The sequence below is a fragment of the Phenylobacterium sp. genome, from assembly GCF_046590535.1.
Lineage (GTDB): Bacteria > Pseudomonadota > Alphaproteobacteria > Caulobacterales > Caulobacteraceae > Phenylobacterium.
This window is the reverse complement of record NZ_JBKJTG010000119.1, coordinates 1-16,706: the sequence shown is the minus strand read 5'-3', so window position 1 is coordinate 16,706 and position 16,706 is coordinate 1. Positions and strand designations below refer to the sequence as shown.

General features: G+C 71.6%; 14 protein-coding genes and 1 pseudogene. 4 read left to right on the top strand and 11 right to left on the bottom strand.

What is annotated here, in order from left to right:
• Nucleotides 1-328, top strand: a 328-nt coding sequence (locus tag ACLL81_RS07280; protein ID WP_411287682.1) for a Fic family protein, incomplete at its 5' end; no start/stop codon positions are given.
• Nucleotides 329-373: 45 nt separating this feature from the next.
• Here the strand turns inward: ACLL81_RS07280 and yghU are convergent.
• The gene (yghU, locus tag ACLL81_RS07275; protein WP_411287681.1) at nt 374-1,258 is read right to left on the bottom strand and encodes a glutathione-dependent disulfide-bond oxidoreductase; all 885 of its coding nucleotides are present in this window, start codon (nt 1,256-1,258) and stop codon (nt 374-376) included.
• A 124-nt stretch (nt 1,259-1,382) separates the two neighbouring features.
• Between yghU and nudC the strand changes: the two genes are divergently transcribed.
• Nucleotides 1,383-2,309 (top strand): NAD(+) diphosphatase, encoded by a 927-nt coding sequence (gene nudC, locus ACLL81_RS07270; RefSeq protein ID WP_411287680.1) that lies wholly within the window; start codon nt 1,383-1,385, stop codon nt 2,307-2,309.
• A gap of 292 nt (nt 2,310-2,601) precedes the next feature.
• On the opposite strand, the gene hisG is transcribed toward nudC, so the two are convergent.
• From hisG to ACLL81_RS07240, 6 genes are all read right to left on the bottom strand, one after another.
• On the bottom strand, nt 2,602-3,555 hold the full coding sequence (hisG, locus tag ACLL81_RS07265) for an ATP phosphoribosyltransferase (RefSeq protein WP_411287679.1): 954 nt from the start codon (nt 3,553-3,555) through the stop codon (nt 2,602-2,604).
• On the bottom strand, nt 3,552-4,682 hold the full coding sequence (locus ACLL81_RS07260) for an ATP phosphoribosyltransferase regulatory subunit (RefSeq protein WP_411287678.1): 1,131 nt from the start codon (nt 4,680-4,682) through the stop codon (nt 3,552-3,554). Before ACLL81_RS07260 ends, hisG begins: the two co-directional genes overlap by 4 nt.
• Nucleotides 4,679-6,151, bottom strand: coding sequence for a histidine--tRNA ligase (gene hisS / locus ACLL81_RS07255; protein ID WP_411287677.1), 1,473 nt, complete (start codon nt 6,149-6,151; stop codon nt 4,679-4,681). The genes ACLL81_RS07260 and hisS overlap by 4 nt, the downstream gene beginning before the upstream one ends.
• Nucleotides 6,152-6,432: 281 nt before the next feature.
• The gene (gene pgi, locus ACLL81_RS07250) at nt 6,433-8,049 is read right to left on the bottom strand and encodes a glucose-6-phosphate isomerase (protein ID WP_411287676.1); all 1,617 of its coding nucleotides are present in this window, start codon (nt 8,047-8,049) and stop codon (nt 6,433-6,435) included.
• 11 nt (nt 8,050-8,060) lie between these two features.
• Nucleotides 8,061-8,693, bottom strand: a complete 633-nt coding sequence (locus ACLL81_RS07245; protein WP_411287675.1) for a redoxin family protein — start codon at nt 8,691-8,693, stop codon at nt 8,061-8,063.
• A 25-nt stretch (nt 8,694-8,718) separates the two neighbouring features.
• Entirely contained in the window at nt 8,719-10,836 is a 2,118-nt protein-coding gene (locus tag ACLL81_RS07240) for a protein-disulfide reductase DsbD family protein (RefSeq protein ID WP_411287674.1), read from the bottom strand.
• A gap of 177 nt (nt 10,837-11,013) precedes the next feature.
• Between ACLL81_RS07240 and ACLL81_RS07235 the strand changes: the two genes are divergently transcribed.
• Entirely contained in the window at nt 11,014-11,406 is a 393-nt protein-coding gene (locus ACLL81_RS07235; RefSeq protein ID WP_411287673.1) for an acyl dehydratase, read from the top strand.
• A 173-nt stretch (nt 11,407-11,579) separates the two neighbouring features.
• On the opposite strand, the gene ACLL81_RS07230 is transcribed toward ACLL81_RS07235, so the two are convergent.
• Nucleotides 11,580-12,377, bottom strand: coding sequence for a SapC family protein (locus ACLL81_RS07230; RefSeq protein ID WP_411287672.1), 798 nt, complete (start codon nt 12,375-12,377; stop codon nt 11,580-11,582).
• A 191-nt stretch (nt 12,378-12,568) separates the two neighbouring features.
• On the opposite strand from ACLL81_RS07230, the gene ACLL81_RS07225 reads away from it, so the two are divergent.
• Nucleotides 12,569-13,459 carry a MaoC/PaaZ C-terminal domain-containing protein gene (locus ACLL81_RS07225; protein WP_411287671.1) on the top strand — a complete coding sequence of 297 codons (891 nt, stop codon included), beginning with the start codon at nt 12,569-12,571 and terminating at the stop codon, nt 13,457-13,459.
• A gap of 186 nt (nt 13,460-13,645) precedes the next feature.
• Here the strand turns inward: ACLL81_RS07225 and aguB are convergent, their stop codons facing one another.
• The 3 genes and pseudogenes from aguB to ACLL81_RS07210 all read right to left on the bottom strand — a co-directional run.
• Nucleotides 13,646-14,524: an N-carbamoylputrescine amidase gene (gene aguB / locus ACLL81_RS07220; protein WP_411287670.1), complete on the bottom strand. Its 879-nt coding sequence runs from the start codon at nt 14,522-14,524 to the stop codon at nt 13,646-13,648.
• On the bottom strand, nt 14,524-15,528 hold the full coding sequence (locus ACLL81_RS07215; RefSeq protein WP_411287669.1) for an agmatine deiminase family protein: 1,005 nt from the start codon (nt 15,526-15,528) through the stop codon (nt 14,524-14,526). Before ACLL81_RS07215 ends, aguB begins: the two co-directional genes overlap by 1 nt.
• A 318-nt stretch (nt 15,529-15,846) precedes the next feature.
• Nucleotides 15,847-16,706, bottom strand: a pseudogene (locus ACLL81_RS07210) (TonB-dependent receptor); the annotation flags it as partial.

Here is a 16,706-nt window from a genome sequence, read left to right as displayed (position 1 = left end):
GGATGTATTCTGGAAAACAGAAGACATCCCCGAGCAGATGCGGCGCCTTTTCCGGAAAGTCCGCGACGCCGATTATCTCCGTGAGCTCAATGCGCCCGCCTTCGCAACCGACGCCGCTGCCTTTCTAGCCGAGCTCAACGCCATCCACCCGTTCCGGGAGGGGAACGGCCGCACCCAGACCACCTTTCTGGCAGCACTCGCCGCCCGCGCCGGCCACCCAGTCAATCTCGCTGACCTGAACGAGGACCTGTATCTGCAAGCGATGATCCGCAGCTTCCATGGGGACGAAGTGCCGTTGCGGGATCAGCTACTCGCATTGATTAGCTGAGACCGCGGAACCGTCTCTCGCGTGGAAACAGTCGGCCGGCCGGCCCTAGCTCCCCGCCACCCCCACCTCCAGCTTGTCCTGCGTCTTGGTCTCGAAATCCGCCGCCTCGTGGCGCTCCCGCAGTTGGCTCGCCGGGTCGCCCTGGACGCGGTTGACCATGCGGCCGCGCTTCACCGCCGGGCGCTGGGCGATCTGGTCGGTCCAGCGCTGGACGTTCTTATAGTCCTGCACCGACAGGAACTCGCCGGCCTCATAGACCACGCCCTTGGCCAGGGCCCCGTACCAGGGCCACACCGCCATGTCGGCGATGGTGTAGTCCGCCCCGGCCAGGTACTCGCTCTCGCTCAGCCGGCGGTCCAGCACGTCCAGCTGGCGCTTCACCTCCATGGCGAACCGGTCGATGGGGTACTCCATCTTGGCGGGCGCATAGGCGTAGAAGTGGCCGAACCCGCCGCCCAGGTAGGGCGCCGAGCCCATCTGCCACATCAGCCACGACAGCGTCTCCGCCCGGGCCGCCCGCTCGGTGGGCAGGAACGCGCCGAAGGTCTCGGCCAGGTGGATCAGGATCGCGCCGGACTCGAACACCCGGATGGGCGTGGGTCCGCTGCGGTCCACCAGGGCGGGGATCTTGGAATTGGGGTTGGCGCTGACGAAGCCGGAGCCGAACTGGTCGCCGGAGCCGATGTTGATCAGCCAGGCGTCGTATTCCGCCCCGGTGTGGCCCAGGGCCAGCAGCTCCTCGAACATCACCGTCACCTTCACCCCGTTCGGGGTGGCCAGCGAATAGAGCTGGAACGGGTGGCGGCCCACCGGCAGGTCCTTGTCGTGGGTGGGGCCGGCGATCGGGCGGTTGATGGCGGCGAACCGGCCGCCGCTCTCCTTGTTCCAGGTCCAGACCTTGGGCGGAACGTACTCGGTGGGTTCGGACATGGTGCGGCTCCCGCTGTTGGCGCCCGCTGGCGCGCCCTCGCCCTGACGATGTGGGGCACAAGGCGCGGTTTGGCCAGCCCGGGCGGCTTCGCAAGCGTTGCCCGGCGCCCTAAGAAGGCGGGCCATGCCCCTAGACGCCTTTCAGAACACCTTCGCCGGCAATCCCCTGAACCGCGCCAGCGACCGGCGCGGCGACGCCGTATGGCTGGCCGAACAGCTGGCATCGGCCGACAGCCTCGGCCTGGCCCTATGGAACGGCCGGCCCTTCGTGGAGGCGGGCAAGGAGGGCGGCCTGCAGATCGCCTACCTGCCGGCCAAGCTGGTGGGCGAACTGGCCGGCGGCGCCGAGCGGCTACTGTTCATGGGGCTGTGGAACGACACCGCGGTGTTCGCCGTGGACCTGGACGGCGCCGCCGATCCCTCCGTGGGCGTCCTGGAGGGGATGGGCCGGTTCGAGGACCTGCGCGCCGTGGCCCTGAAGCTGCCCGCCGGCGACGCGGCCATCGTCGCCACCGCCAAGTCGATGTTCGAATGGCGCCGCCGGCACAAGCACTGCGCGGCCTGCGGCGAGCCCAGCCAGGCGGTGGACGGCGGCTGGAAGCGGGCCTGCCCGTCCTGCGAGGCCGAGCACTTCCCGCGCACCGACCCCGTGGTGATCATGCTGCCCTACCACGGCGACCGCTGCATGCTGGGCCGCCAGGAGGCCTGGCCCAAGGGCATGTTCTCCGCTCTCGCCGGCTTCCTGGAACCCGGCGAATCCATCGAGGAGGCCTGCGCCCGCGAGCTCCACGAGGAGGCTGGCCTGCGCACCCGCAAGGTCCGCTACCACTCCACCCAGCCCTGGCCCTATCCGTCCTCCCTGATGATCGGCCTGATCGCCGAGGTGGAGGACGACGAGGGCGCGCCCGACCAGACCGAGCTTTCCGAGGTGCGCTGGTTCACCCGCGACCAGGCCCGCGACCTCCTGGCCGGCAAGACCGAAGGCGTCGCCGCGCCGGGCGCGCTGGCCATCGCCCACCAGCTGCTGAAGGCGTGGGTGGAGGAGACCTAGCGGCAGGCCTGCTCTGTTTTGATGGGAGCGTCAAAAATTTGCCGCGGGCAAAAATTTGGCCCGCTGCGGGGGATAATCGCAGCGGGCCGTATTTTGAGCAGTCGCTCTAAGTAGAGCGGGCGTTTCCTCCCCGAAACGCCGGAGACTTCTGGACTAGCGCCATCATGTCTCTCGCGGGGTGAAAGAACGGCAATTTTCTGCCCGAGTCAACGGCTTGCGGGCCGGTTCCGGGCACGGGTTGATCAGAATCTCGCGAGCTTGCACAAATTTACACCGTCTTTTGACAGTAGCGTCAAAACAACCGGGCCTTCAGGGCCTCGAACGACGCGCAGCCCACCTCGAACACGAAGTCAGGCCGGGCCGCGGTCACCGGCCCCAGCCCCGCGGCGCTGAGCTTCTGGCCCGCGGCGGCGAGCTGGCCCACCGCCACCAGCAGGCCGTTGGGACGCCGGCTGGCGCCCGCCGCCGCCAGGTCGGCCACCGCCTGGGCCTCCGCCTCCCCGCCGTCCGCCGGCCAGATCAGGGTGGCGCTGGATAGCGCCGTGGCGCGGGCCTCGAGGCCGCGCAGCAGCCGCTCGGCCACCGCCAGCTGGGCGGGGCTCCAGTCCGCCCGCAGGCTGGCGGCGAGCTGGGCCTGGCTCCTCAGGATCGTCCCGTCGGCCAGCACCTTCAGCCCGTTGGCGGCCAGCGTCGCCCCGGTGGTGGTGATGTCCACCACCAGCTCCGCGGCGCCGGCGGCCGGCGCGCCCTCTGTGGCGCCGCCCGATTCGGTGATCCGGTAGTCCACGATCCCGTGGCGGGCGAAGAAGGCCCGGGTCTGGGCCAGGTACTTGGTGGCCACCCGCATGCGCCGGCCGGTGCGGGCCAGGTAGTCGTGGGCCACCTCCTCCAGGTCGGCCATGGTGTCCACGTCGAGCCAGCTCTTGGGCGCCGCGACCACCAGGTCCGCGCGCCCGAAGCCCAGGGGCCGCAGCAGCAGCACCCGGGCGTCCAGGTCGCCGCCGCGTTCGCGCAACAGGTCCTCGCCGGTGACCCCCAGGTGCGCCTCGCCGGCATCCAGGGCCTCGGCGATGTCGGCGGCCGACGAGAGCCGCACCTGGGCCCCGGGCAGGCCCTTCAATGTCGCCAGGTAGCCCCGCGCGCCGCCCAGCGCCTGCACCTCCAGCCCGCCATCGGCGAGCCAGGCTTCCACCTGTTCCTTCAGCCGCCCCTTGGAGGGCAGCGCGATGACCAGGGGTTCACTCACGCCTCGCCTCCCGCGAACGCCCGCCAGGGCCGGACCATGCAGCCCACCGCGCGGCCCGCGGTCTGGCCGCCCAACCGGGCGAGCAGCCCGTCATAGCGTCCGCCCACGGCCACCGGCCGCTCCGTCCCCAGAGCGTCGCTGCGGATCTCGAAGGTCAGGCCGTCGTAGTAGTCGAAGGCGTGGCCCAGGGCCGGGGCGAACCGCATGGCGGTCTGCGGCACGGCAGCCGCAAGCGCCCCTAGCCGGGCGTCCCAGGCCTTCAGCGCCGCCGTCAGGGCCGGCGCCTTGCGGCCGGCCAGGGCGGCGACCTTGGCCAACCCCTCCGCCGGCGCGTCGGAGATCGCCATGAACGCATGGATGGCCTCGGCCTGGGCCGGCGTCAGGGCCGGCGCGCTGGCGGCCTCTCCCTTGCGCACCAGCCGCTGGGCGATCTCGGCGGGGCTGCGGCCGCCCACCGGCTGGACGCCGGCCAGGGCCCAGACCTCTTCCAGCAGGCGCGCGCCCTCGCCAGGCGACAGGCCGGCCAGCATGGCGGCGAGCTGTCCGCCCTCGGCGGAGACCGGCAACCCGCCCCGGGCCAGCTCGGCCTGCAGCAATCGTGGCCGGCCCGCCACCCGGGTCAGCCGGGCGGCAAGCGCGTCTGGCAGGGCCAGGGATTCGATGAACGGGGCGAACAGGCCCACGTCGCCCAGCCACAGGCTGAGGTCGTCGCGTCCGCCCGCCTCGGCCGCCCGCCAGGCCAGGGCGGCGATCTCCGCGTCGGACGCTGCGGTCGCGCCGCCCGCCGGCGCGAACAGCTCCAGGCCCAGCTGCACAAACTCCTCGGCGCGCTCTGTATGCGGCGAGGCCCGGAAGGCCGCACCCTCGTAGGCGTAGCGCCCCGCCGTCCGGCCGCTCTCGATGTGGTGGCGCGCGATGGCCACGGTGAAGTCGGGGCGCAGGCAGGCTTCCGCCCCGCCCTCCGCCTGGACCACGAACAGCCGCGCGCGCATGGCCTCCCCCGCAAGGTCCAGGAGCAGGTTCAGGGGCTGCAGGATGGGCGCGTCCACCGCCTCGGCGCCGGCGGCCTGCAACGGCGCGCGGATGGCGGCGAGCGCCCGGTGCGGGACCTTGGGCTCGACCCTCATGCGACGGCGTCCAGGATCTTGCGGATCGTCGCCACCAGCTCGCTGCGCGGCACCGTCACCTGCCCCGGCCGCTGCTCGCGCCAGGCTGCGTTGTCGGTGACCCCGGCCGACAGGGCGCGGCCGAGGTCGAGGTCCTTGACGGTGGCGGAGCCCTGGGCGAACTCGTCCTCGCCGATGATCACCGCGGCGGGCGACAGCCGGCGGTCGGCGTACTTCATCTGCGGCCGCATGCCGGAGGCGCCCAGGTAGACCTCCGCGGCGACGCCCTGCCCGCGCAGCTCGCCGGCCACGGCGAAGTAGTCGGCCATCCGGGTCGGGTCCAGGACGATGACCACCACCGGCCCCCGCACATCGGCGGCCAGGTCGCGGCCGGCGGCCTTCAGGGCGCTGGCCAGTCGGGTGACCCCGAAGGAAAAGCCGGTGGCCGGCGTCCGCTCGCCGGTGAACCGCGCCACCAGGTCGTCATACCGCCCGCCGCCGCCGATGGAGCCGAACCGCACCGCCTGGCCGCGCTCGTCGGTGGTCTCCAGCAAGAGCTCGGCCTCGAAGACCGCGCCGGTGTAATATTCCAGCCCGCGCACCACGGAGGGGTCGAAGGCCGCCTGGTCGGCGCCCACGCCCAGGGACGTCAGCGCCCGATCGATGGCCTCAAGCTCCGCCAGACCCTCGTCGCCCTCGGCCGAGCCGCCCACCACATTGGCCAGGGCGGCCAGGGTGTCGGTCCGCCCGCCGGCGCCGGCCGCCGTGAAGGCCAGCACCCGCTCGGCCGCGGAGCCGTTCAGCCCCGCGCCGTTGGTGAAGGCGCCCGACTCGTCCAGCCGGCCTTCGCCCAGCAACAGGCGCACCCCGTCCGGACCCAGGCGGTCGAGCTTGTCCACGGCGCGCAGCACCGCCAGCTTCTGGCCCTCGGCGGTGACGCCGGCCGCCGTCATCAGCCCGTTCAGGAGCTTGCGGTTGTTGACCTTCAGGATCGCCGATCCGGCCGGCAGGCCGGCGGCGGCCAGCCCCTCGGCGGCCATGGCGATGATCTCGGCGTCGGCCTCCGGGCGGGCCGAGCCCACCGTGTCGGCGTCGCACTGCACGAACTCGCGGAACCGGCCCGGGCCGGGCTTTTCGTTGCGCCACACGGGCCCGAACGCATAGCGCCGGAACGGCTTGGGCAGAGTCTCCCAGTTCTGGGCGGCGAAGCGGGCCAGCGGCGCGGTGAGGTCATAGCGCAGCGCCATCCACTGGTCGTCGTCGTCCTGCAGGGCGAAGACGCCCTCGTTGGGACGGTCCGCGTCCGGCAGGAACTTGCCCAGCGCGTCGGCATACTCCAGCGCCCCGGTCTCCAGGAGCTCGAAACCATAGCGCTCATAAACTTGCGCGACGGCCAGCAGGATGCGGCGCTCGCCGGCCAGGTCGCGGGCGCGGCGGTCGGCGAAGCCGCGCGGGGCGCGGGCCTCCGGTCTGGGCGTGTCGGTGGTCATGGCGCGCACCTAACCGGTGCAGGGCGAACGCTCAAGGCGGGAAGGCTGTCCATCGTCTTGTCCCAGGAAGAATCGAAGGGCGACGGAGGGAGCTCGAAGTCGACACGAAGCCCCGTCCGCATGGGCGGGGCTCGGTCGGGGTCGCGTCAGGCCATGCGATCCGGAGCCGATCCCGCGAGGGTCGGATGGTGATGGTGGCCGTGATGATGCGCGAAACCGCTCATGGGCGAGGCCTATAGCCGAGGTTGGGTCGGAAGCCAACTGGCCCGCCAGGGGGCGCGCTACGCCCTTAGCTTGCCGATCAACGCCGCCGTGGACGGGTCGTGGGCGCCCGCCGGCCCGCCCTCCAGCTCGGTCAGCACCCGCACCGCCAGGGTCTTGCCCAGCTCTACGCCCCACTGGTCGAAGCTGTTGATCCCCCACAGCACCCCCTCCACGAAGGTCTTGTGCTCGTAGAGGGCCAGCAGAGCGCCCAGCCGCTCGGGGTCCAGCCGGTCCATCGTGATGAAGCTCGACGGACGGTTCCCGGCGAAGGCGCGCTGCGGGGCCAGGGCCTCGATTTCGGCGGGCGAGGCGCCGGCGGCGGCCAGTTCGGCGCGGACCTCGGCCTCGGCTCGCCCGACCATCAGGGCCTCGGCCTGGGCCACGGCGTTGGCCACGAGCTTGCGCTGCGCCGCCGGGTCCCCTTCGGAGGGTTCGCGCACGGCGATGAAGTCCACCGGGATGATCTCGGTCCCCTGGTGCAGCAACTGGAAGAAGGCGTGCTGGCCGTTGGTGCCGGCGTCGCCGAACACCGCTGCGGCGGTGGCGCGGGCCACGGGGCGGCCCTGGGCGTTGACGCTCTTGCCGTTGGATTCCATCTCAAGCTGCTGGAGGAAGCTGGCGAACAGCCGCAGCCGCTGGGCGTAGGGGACGACGGCGCGGATCGGGCGGGCGAGGCCGTTGCGGTTGAACACATGAGCCAGCGCCAGCAGCACCGGCGCGTTGGCCGCCAGCGGCGCCTGCCGGAAGTGGTCGTCCATGGCCGCCGCCCCGGCGTGCAGCCCAGACGTCGCCTGGTGGCCCAGGGCGATGGCGCAGGAGAGCCCCACCGCCGACCACACCGAATAGCGGCCGCCCACCCAGTCGTGGAAGCCGAACACCTGGTCCGCCGGCACGCCGAACGCCTGCGCCCGCTCCGGCGCCGCGGAGACCGCCGCCAGGTGGGCGTCGCCGGCGTCGCCCAGTTCGGCGCGCAGCCAGGCGCGGGCGGCCTGCGCGTTGGTCAGGGTCTCCTGGGTCGTAAAGGTCTTGGAGACGGTAACCACCAGGGTTCGGACGGGGTCGAGCCCAGCCAGCGCCTGCGCCAGTTCGGCCGGGTCCACATTGGCCACGAACCGCAGGTCGATCTGCGGTGAGAGAGGCTTCAGCGCCTCCCAGACCAGCCGCGGTCCCAGGTCCGAACCGCCGATACCGATGTGGACGATGGCCTCGAACGCCTCGCCCGTGGCGCCCCGGCGCTGACCCGAGCGGACCGCCTCTGCGAAGGCGCGCACGGCTTGGCGCTGCGCCTCGATCCCCGCGGAGACCGGCTCGCCGGCCGCATGGAACTGCGATCCGTCCGGCGCCCGCAGGGCGGCGTGCAGGGCGGGTCGGCCTTCGGAGCGGTTGACCATCTCGCCGGCGAAGATCGCCGCGCGGGCGCCCTCGACGTCGGCGGCGCGGGCAAGCGCCAGGGCCACGTCCAGGTCGGCCAGCGACCAGGGCTGTTTGGAAAGGTCGAGACGCAGACCCGCGGCCTCGACGCTGAGCCGCGCCAGACGCTCGGGCTCTGCCTGAAACAGGTCGGAGATCCGGCGCTCCAGCGCGTCATGGGCTGCGGCCAGAAGGGCCGTCCAGGCGGCGTCGGTCGCGGGCAAGCGGAGGATCTCTACTCGGCGGTGGCGTACTTGACGCTGCAGCCGTAAGGCCGGGTGACCGCCTGCTGCACCGGGCGGCCGGCCTTCACGTCGGCCAGCGCCGCGGCCACGTGGTTGGTGGCGCCCTTCAGGCTGGCGAGGTCGGACGAGGCCTTGTCGTCGATGCCGCCCATGTAGACGACCCGCTGGGTCTTATCGATGACGAACATGTGCGGCGTGGTCTTGGCCTCGTACGCTCGGCCCACGCGGCCCTCGGGGTCCAGCAGGACGGCTGTGGAGCCGGCCTTGGCGCTGGCCTTCCAGGCCTTGGCCTCGGCGGGCTTCAGGTAGCCTTGCATGGCGGGCGCGGAGGAGACCAACGTCAGCCAGACCACGCCGTCGGCGGTGGCTTTGCGCTGCAGGCCCTGCATGGCGCCGGAGCTGTAGTGCTTCTGCACATAGGGACAGCCGTTATTGGTCCACTCCAGGACCACCGTCTTGCCCTTGAATTCCGACAGCGCCCGGGGCCGGCCATCGGCGTCGACGGCGGTGAAGGCCGGCGCGGCCTGACCCAGGGCGGGAGCGGCCAGGGCCGGGGCGGCGCAGGCCAGGGCGGCGGCGGCGGCGAGCGCCAGGGCGGTGCGGCGCAGGAGGGTCTGGGTCATCGGTTCAGCTCCGGGGCTCAAGACATCAGGTTGCCGACTTGGTGGCCTTGCCGGCGGCGTCCAGCGCCCGGACCACCACGCCTTCGGTCAGGATTGAGGGCAGGATAACGCCTTCGCCCCCGCCCGCGCCATAGACCAGGTAGAGCGGCACCCCGGCCCGGCCGAAGCGGGCCAGGTCGGCGGCGATCACCGGATCGCGCTTGGTCCAGTCGGCCTTCATGTAGGTGACGCCGTTGCGCTCCAGCGCCCGGGCCACGCCCTTGGTGGACAGCGCCACCCGATCGTTGACCTGGCAACTCACGCACCAGGCGGCGGTGTAGTTGACGAACACTGGCTTGCCCTCGGCGCGCAGGTCGGCAAGGCGCTGCGGGGTGTAGGCCTCATAGGCCACCTCGGCGGCCTCGGCGCCGGTGGGCGCGCCGGGAGCGGGCGCGGAGCCGTAGGGCGCGCCCACTGCGGCTGCGAGGGCGACCACCGCCAGGAAGCCGGCGCCGGTGGCCAGGGCCGCGGGATGCTTGCCTTCCGAGGCGCGCCGCTGCGCCGCACCGGCCAGCCAGGCGGCCACGGCCAGGACGATGGCGGCGGCAAAGATGCGGGCCAGGGCTTCGGGGCCGGCCTGCAGGGTCAGCACCCAGACTAGCCACGCCGCGGCGGCGTACATCGGGAAGGCCAAAGCCTTGCGAAAAGCGTCCATCCACGGCCCGGGCTTCGGCAGCCGGGCCAGCAGGCCGGGCACGAACGCCACCGCCACGAACGGCGCGGCGAAGCCGATCCCCAGGGCGGCGAACACCGTGAGCGCCGCAAGCGGCGTCTGGGTCAGCGCCCAGCCCAGGGCCGGGCCCATGAAGGGCGCCGTGCAAGGCGCCGCCACCACCACGGCCAGGGCGCCGGTGAAGAAGGCGCCGGCCAGTCCGCCGCGGGAGGCCAGGCCCCCGCCGACGTTCTGCAGTGAGCCGCCCATCTCGAAGACGCCGGAGAGATTGAGCGCCACCAGCAGCATCAGCAGCGCCAGGGCCGCGACCACGGGCGGACTCTGCAACTGGAAGCCCCAGCCCACCGCCGAGCCCGCCGCCTGCAGGGCGATCAGGCCGATGGCCAGCGCCAGGAAGGTGGCCAGCGCGCCTGCGCCGAAGGCCAGGCCCTCGCGCCGGGCCCGCGCCTGGTCCTCGCCGTGGCGGGCCAGGGAGGCGGCCTTCATGGCCAGCACCGGGAAGACACAGGGCATCAGGTTGAGAATCAGGCCGCCGAGCAATGCGAAGAACGCCGCGGAGACCAGGCCCAGGTTGGCGGTCCCGGCCGGCGGCTGAGCCTTCGCAGGCGGCGGGCCGAGACCCGCGGCGCCGGCCGGCGCCGGGCCGGGGGTCGCGGAGATCTCATATGCCTTGGCGCCCAGCGACAGCACGCCGGCCAGAGTCTGTGGGCCGGCGTGCTGCTGGAAGTCGTAGCCGGGGGTCAGCGCCAGGGTGAGGCCCTCAGGACCGCGCTCGATGGCCTGCGGCTTGGCGTGGTCGATCACCGTGCCGGCGTAGGGGAAGAAATAGGCGCCCGCGAAGTCTGCGCCCTTCAGCGCCTGGCCGGTCACCGCCAGCGACAGGGCCGGACCCTGCCGGGCGAAGGCGGCGGCCAGGCCTGCGGACTTCGGCGCCTGGTCAAGGGTGCGCTGGATCACCGGCCCCCACCTGGGGTCGGCGGGGGCAGGCCCGGCGGTCACCGGCAGGCTGAGCTGCAGGACCGCGTCCTCGGGAATGCAGATCTCCTCGCAGACCAGGAAGGCGGCGGCGGCCTTGAGGGTCACCGTCTCCCCAACCCGGGCCGAGGCCGAGGCGGTGAGGGTCAGCGGCAGGATCACCTCGCCCTCGAAGCCGTAGTTGACCAGAGGCCCCACCGGCAGGCGCTTGGGCGTCGGCCAGACGAACTCGCCCGCCTTCCAGCCGGCAGGCAGGGTCCACACCGCCTTGGTGGCCTCGCCACTGTCGCCGGCGTTGCGCCAGTAGGTGTGCCAGCCCTTGTCGATCTTCTGGGTGATGGCGACGTGGATGGTCTGGCCGGGGGCTATGCCCTGGCTCTGGGTGACCAGTTCGGCGGTCAGGTGGCCGGTGTCGACAGGCTGCGCGAGGGCGGGGCCCCCCAGAAGCAGCGTCAACAGGAATGCCGCCAGGAACCGCATCATCACCTCGAAAACCGCAGCTAGAGCACAGGCTAGGGGCGCTATATGGCGCGGCGATGGCGATGACGCAAAGCCGGGGCTCGACTTGGCGCCAGACCCACGGTCACATCCTGGTCCTCATTTCCGCAAAAGTGTCCCCGGAGCCGCCCGCCTGTGCCAGCCTCATTCGACGACATTCAGATCGGTCAGGTGGTCTCCCTGGGCGCCGCGGCGGTGGACCCCGACGTACTGGCCGCCTTCCTCATCGCCTTCACCCCCGGCTGGACGGCCGACCGCGGAGCGCCGGACGCCATGGTGTTCGCCATCTGGGCCCGGCTCGACGCCATCGCCCACACCGACTGGCCGCAGACCAAGCGTTTGGGGGTCGATGCCCTGCGCTGGGTCCGCAACCCGCCGGCGGGCGAACTGCTGCGCGGCCGCATGACCGTCATGGCCAAGGACCCTGTGGGGGAGGGCAAGGGGATCGTCATCTGCCAGCACGACCTCCTGGATGAGGCCGGCCGGCTGGTGTTCTCGTGCCTGACCCGGGGCGTCTTTGCGCGGTAGGGCCGGCGAGGGGTTGATATGCCGACAGCCCTCTCCCGCTCATCCCGGCGAAGGCCGGGACCCAGGTCCAGCCGCCGAGGCGGATGGAAAGCCGCCGAACGGCTCGCGGGCACATCTGAGGCCGCCATCTGGGTCCCGGCCTTCGCCGGGATGAGCGGCTTCGAACACGGAACCTACCCGTTGGCGGCGACGGGTTCCTGCGGCGCCCGGGCCATGGCCAGGGCGATCAGCCGGTCCCAGCCCACCAGCGACAGCATGTGGGCGTAGATCTGGCCCAGCGCGCCGTTGTCGCGCAACTCGATGATCTTGTCGGCCGGCAGGGCGTTGAGCTTCTCTTCCGAGACGCCGAAGTAGTCGGCGATCTTCTGCGGCTCCCCGGCCGTGCCGTCGGGGTTCACCGGGGTGAACTGCGCGGTCTTGGTCTCAAACAGGTCCAGGTCCTTGAGGATCTGCACGAAGCTGGTGGTGCGCTGGCGCTCGATCTCGAAGTTGTTACAGAATTCGATGCAGTTCTTCGTGTACTCGGTGGGCTCGCCCTTCTCGTCGAAGAACGCCATGTCGCCGCCCTCGACGATGAATTCGGCGGCCCGGTCGACGCACAGCACCATTTGCTTGGCCGACTCATCGTTGGCGAACACGAACGGATAGCGGCGCACATAGGCCGGGATGTAGACCCCCGGTTCGAACAGGCCGTCCGGCTTGACGAACATGTTGTCCCCGGCGTTCAGGCCCATGACGGCGATCGGCAGGCGCTCGTCGCCCACGAAGATGATCGGCCCGGTCACGGCGGCCAGGGGGAATTCGCCCACCGTCAGCGGGATGGCGTGGCCGGCCTTGGCGAAGCTGAACGGGCCGTCCATGCGCTTGACGCCCAGCTTGCCGTGGGTCTCGCGGGCCAGCGGCTCGGGCTGCGAATAGAACAGGACGTTGCCGGTGATCTGGCCGGCGGGCTGGGCGGTGGTGGTGGCCATGGAGAACCTTCGAATACGTGGGGCGACAGCACGGCCGCGGGAGGGCCTGCGCGCGCGAAGCCGCCGCTTCTAACCGATCCTTGGGGGGCCCGCAAATGCGGCGCAGGGCCGCTTGCCCGATTGCGCTGGAGCCGCTTCAATCAGAGCCGACAGCGACCGGCCGGCAGGGCCGGCGCGGCGGAGGAACGCAGATGCCCATCTTCTACCCCGACATCCTTGACCAGAAGACCGAGCCGCGCACCTTCACCTATGGCGACAAGGACGTGATGCTCTACGCTCTGGGGGTCGGCATGGGCGCCGATCCGATGGACGAGCGCGAGCTGCCCTTCGTCTATGAGAAGAGCCCCAAGGTGATCCCGACGGCCGCCACCGTGCTGGCCTCGGCCAGCGGTCGCCCGGCGCGGGGCGCCGGCCAGGTGGAGCAGAAGCCCGGCCACCGGCCCAGCCAGATCAACTTCCTGATGGTGGTGCACGGCGAGCAGAAGGTCGAACTGCACAAGCCGCTGCCGGCCTTCGGGACCTTCACCGCCCAGGGCCGCACGGTGGGCGCCTATGACAAGGGCAAGGACAAGGGCGCGGTGATCATCAACGAGACGGTGTGGACCGATGAGGCCGGCGAGAAGGTCGCCACCCTCACCGGCTCGACCTTCGCCCGCGGCGACGGCGGGTTCGGCGGTCCCACCGAGGGCGCGCCGGAACCGCACCAGGTCCCCGGCCGCAAGGCCGACCTCACCGTCGATATCACCACCCGGCCGGACCAGGCCCTGCTCTACCGGCTGAACGGTGACCGCAACCCGCTGCACTCCGATCCCGACATCGCCCGCCGGGCTGGGTTCCCGCGGCCGATCCTGCACGGGCTGTGCACTTACGGCATCACCTGCCGCGCGGTGCTGCAGGCGATCACCGGCTACGACCCCGACCAGATCCTCAGCCACGAGGCCCGGTTCTCCGCCCCGGTGTTCCCCGGCGACACGGTGAGCGTCGATCTGTGGACGGACGGCAAGGTCATCTCCTTCGAGGCCCGGGTGAAGGCCCGCGAGGTCACCGTGATCAAGAACGGCAAGACCGTCCTGCGCGGCTGACCGCCCCCCACGCCTCCTCTCCCCGACACGAAGTGTTGGAGGAGAGGGGCAGGGTGAGGGGCGGCGCAGGACGTTGCGCCGCCGCAGAGGTTCAGCCAGCCGCCAGCCCGCCTCCATGGTCGAGCGCGGCGAAGGGCGCGCGGTCGGCCTCACTGAACGCCCGCAGGATCAGGCGCTCCGTCTCGATCACGCCGGCCGGCCTTCAGTCAGGGCGCCGTAGAGGTCGGTGCGGCGGTCGCGGAAGAAGCCCCAGGCCGCCCGGTGGGCGCTGAGGAAATCCAGGTCGAAGGTGGCGGTGATCGCCCCCTCGTCCTCCCGCCCGAACGCCGCCACCAGGTCGCCGCGATGGTCGGCGATGAAGCTGGATCCGTAGAACTGCTGGCCGCCGCCGGGGTAGTCCGCCCACGGCCCGAAGCCGGTGCGGTTGGCCCCCACTACCGGGATGACGTTGGAGACCGCATGCCCCTGCATGGCCCGCCGCCACGGCTTGGCGGTGTCCAGGCTAGGGTCGTGGGGCTCCGAGCCGATGGCGGTGGGATAGAACAGCACCTCCGCGCCCATCAGCACCATGGCCCGGGCGGCCTCCGGGTACCACTGGTCCCAGCAGATGCCGACGCCCAGGCGCCCGAAGCGGGTGTCCCAGACCTTGAAGCCGGTGTCGCCTGGCCGGAAATAGTACTTTTCCATATAGCCCGGCCCGTCGGGGATGTGGCTCTTGCGGTAGACGCCCTTCGCCGTGCCGTCGGCGTCGACCATCACCAGGCTGTTGAAATAGTGCGGCCCCTCGCGCTCAAAGATCGAGATCGGCAGCACCACCCCCAGCTCCTGGGCCAGGGGGGCAAGCGCGGTGACGCAAGGGTGCTCACGCCAGGGATAGGCTTCCTGGAACCAGCGTTCCTCCTGGGCGACGCAGAAGTAGGGGCCCTGGAACAGCTCCGGCGGCAGGATCACCTGGGCGCCCTTGCCGGCGGCCTCGCGGATCAGTTCGGCGGTGCGCGCGATGTTGGCGTCCCGGTCCAGGCCGAAGGACGCCTGCAGCGCGGCGACGGTGATCTGGCGCGGCATCAGGCGGGCTCCTGCTGGGTTATGCAGTGAAACGAGCCGCCCCCGGTGAGGATAGCCGTGGAGGGCAGGCCGATCACCTGGCGGTCGGGGAACAGGGTCTCCAGCGCCTGGACGGCGAACTCGCCGGGGCGGGCCTCATAGATGGGCACGATCACCGCGCGGTTGGCGATCAGGAAGTTCATGTGCGAGGCCGGCAGCGCGCCGCCCTCAGGCCCCTCGATCCAGCCCGGCGAGGGGATCCGAACCACCTTCAGCCTGCGGCCCGCCGCATCCTCGAACCCGGCCAGGCGGCGCGCGGCGTCGTCATAGGCGCCCGCGTTGGGATCGCCGCGCCCCCAGGCCACCGGACAGACCGCCACGCCCGGCGCCACGAAGCGCGCCAGGTTGTCCACGTGGCCGTCGGTGTGGTCGTTGGCCAGGCCCTCGCCCAGCCACAGCAGCTTCCGCGCGCCCAGGGCCTGCGCCAGCGCTTCTTGAGCCTTCTCGTCCGTCCAGCCGGGGTTGCGGTTGGGGTTCAGCAGGCACTGGCCGGTGGTCAGCACCGTGCCCTCGCCGTCGTGGTCGATCGCCCCGCCCTCCAGGATGAAGTCGTGCGCGGTGAGCGCTACGCCCGACGCCTGGGCGATCTGCGCCGCGACGGTGTCGTCGTGCTCCAGCCGGTACTTGCCGCCCCAGCCGTTGAAGCGAAAGCCCTGGGCCTCAAGCCCTGCGTCGCCGCGGGCGAAGATCGGGCCGGTGTCGCGCAGCCAGATGTCGCCAAAGGCGCCCGCGACGATCTCCACCCCGGCCACGTCGCCCAGCAGCCGGCGCGCGTCGGCTTCGCCCTCGGTCGAACCGGTCATCAGCCGCACCCGCTCGGCCCCGGGTCCCGCCAGGGCGCGGGCCAGGGCCGCCACCTCGGCCTGGGCGGCCGCCAGGTCGTCCTCCCACAGCGCCGCATGGCTGGGAAAGCCCAGCCACATGGCCCGGTGCGGCGCCCACTCGGCGGGAACGGTGACGGTCATGCAGAGCCTCGGAAACGAAGGACGGGCGGAAATGGGCCGCGCAGGGTCGCGCGTCAAGCGCCGGGGCTCCTGCGCCTGAGTTCGCGGGGCGGCGCGCGCCCTCCACCGCTTCGCGGACCCCCCGTTTCACGGATGAGGAGCAGCCGCTCCTCCCCTGCGAGCGCAGCGCGGCGGGGGAGGTGGCGCGGCGCGCCAGCGCCGTGACGGAGGGGGCGGGCGGCCCAGCTCAGTCGCGCCCGCTCGCAGGGGCGGAACCACGGAAAAGGGCGGCCGCATCGCTGCGGCCGCCCCTGGCCTGTCAGCCCTTGAGCCGTCGGCTCAGAACTTGTACTTCGCGCCGAACTTGATCTGCCACAGCGACTGCTCGCGGCGGAAGGCCCGGACGGGTTCGACGAAGGCGCCGCCGACACCGGTGCCGGTCACCAGATAACGGGCGCCCGCCGAGCCGCAGTTGACCACCGGAGTGATGGTCGCCGCGCCGACGCAGGAGACGTTGACCACGGGCACGCTGCGGTGGAAGTCGTACTGCTCGAGCACGCCCCAGTCGTCGTTCAGGAGGTTGCCGAGGTTCTCCACGTCCATGAACACCTCCAGCTTCGCCCCGTTCGGGAAGAAGGCCGGCAGTTCCTGGCTGAGGCGCAGATCGATGGTGGTCACGTCCGGGGTGCGGAAGGCGTTCCGGGGGGCGATCGAGCCGGCGTACTTGGCCAGGCCCGAGTTCTCCAGGAACGACTGGAACCGCGCCTGGTCGAAGCCCGCGCCATAGACGATCCGCGGATCGCTGCCGGAGGCCGGCACGTAGAGCAGCGCATTGGACGACGCCTGGCGGCCCGAGTAGCTGGACACGGGGTAGCCGAAGTCGTTGTCGAAGTTGCCGGTGCGGCTGTTGGCGAAGGTGTGGCTGTAGGGCAGGCCCGAACGGTGCTGGGCGAACACGCGCAGCGAGGTCTCGTTGTCGCCGAAGAACTTGCGCGCATAGCTCATGTCCAGCGAGTAGCGGTGCCGCACCTCATAGTCCGAGGTGGCCGACGGCGGACGCTGCGGGTCGGCGGTGCCGTAACGGGTGTAGCTGGAGACCGCGATCGAACTGGTCATCGGGTTGGCGTCTTCAGCCTGCGTCTGGGTGTAGACGAGGCGACCGCTCAGGCCTTCGAAGAGCCCTTCGCGCCAGTCCTTGG

What these genes read in the sequence shown, in the direction of transcription:
- yghU (WP_411287681.1), bottom strand. Translation starts at nt 1,258, where the DNA reads ATGTCCGAACCCACCGAGTACGTTCCGCCCAAGGTCTGGACCTGGAAC.
- nudC (WP_411287680.1), top strand. Translation starts at nt 1,383, where the DNA reads ATGCCCCTAGACGCCTTTCAGAACACCTTCGCCGGCAATCCCCTGAAC.
- ACLL81_RS07260 (WP_411287678.1), bottom strand. Translation starts at nt 4,682, where the DNA reads ATGAGGGTCGAGCCCAAGGTCCCGCACCGGGCGCTCGCCGCCATCCGC.
- hisS (WP_411287677.1), bottom strand. Translation starts at nt 6,151, where the DNA reads ATGACCACCGACACGCCCAGACCGGAGGCCCGCGCCCCGCGCGGCTTC.
- ACLL81_RS07245 (WP_411287675.1), bottom strand. Translation starts at nt 8,693, where the DNA reads ATGACCCAGACCCTCCTGCGCCGCACCGCCCTGGCGCTCGCCGCCGCC.
- ACLL81_RS07230 (WP_411287672.1), bottom strand. Translation starts at nt 12,377, where the DNA reads ATGGCCACCACCACCGCCCAGCCCGCCGGCCAGATCACCGGCAACGTC.
- ACLL81_RS07225 (WP_411287671.1), top strand. Translation starts at nt 12,569, where the DNA reads ATGCCCATCTTCTACCCCGACATCCTTGACCAGAAGACCGAGCCGCGC.
- aguB (WP_411287670.1), bottom strand. Translation starts at nt 14,524, where the DNA reads ATGCCGCGCCAGATCACCGTCGCCGCGCTGCAGGCGTCCTTCGGCCTG.
- ACLL81_RS07215 (WP_411287669.1), bottom strand. Translation starts at nt 15,528, where the DNA reads ATGACCGTCACCGTTCCCGCCGAGTGGGCGCCGCACCGGGCCATGTGG.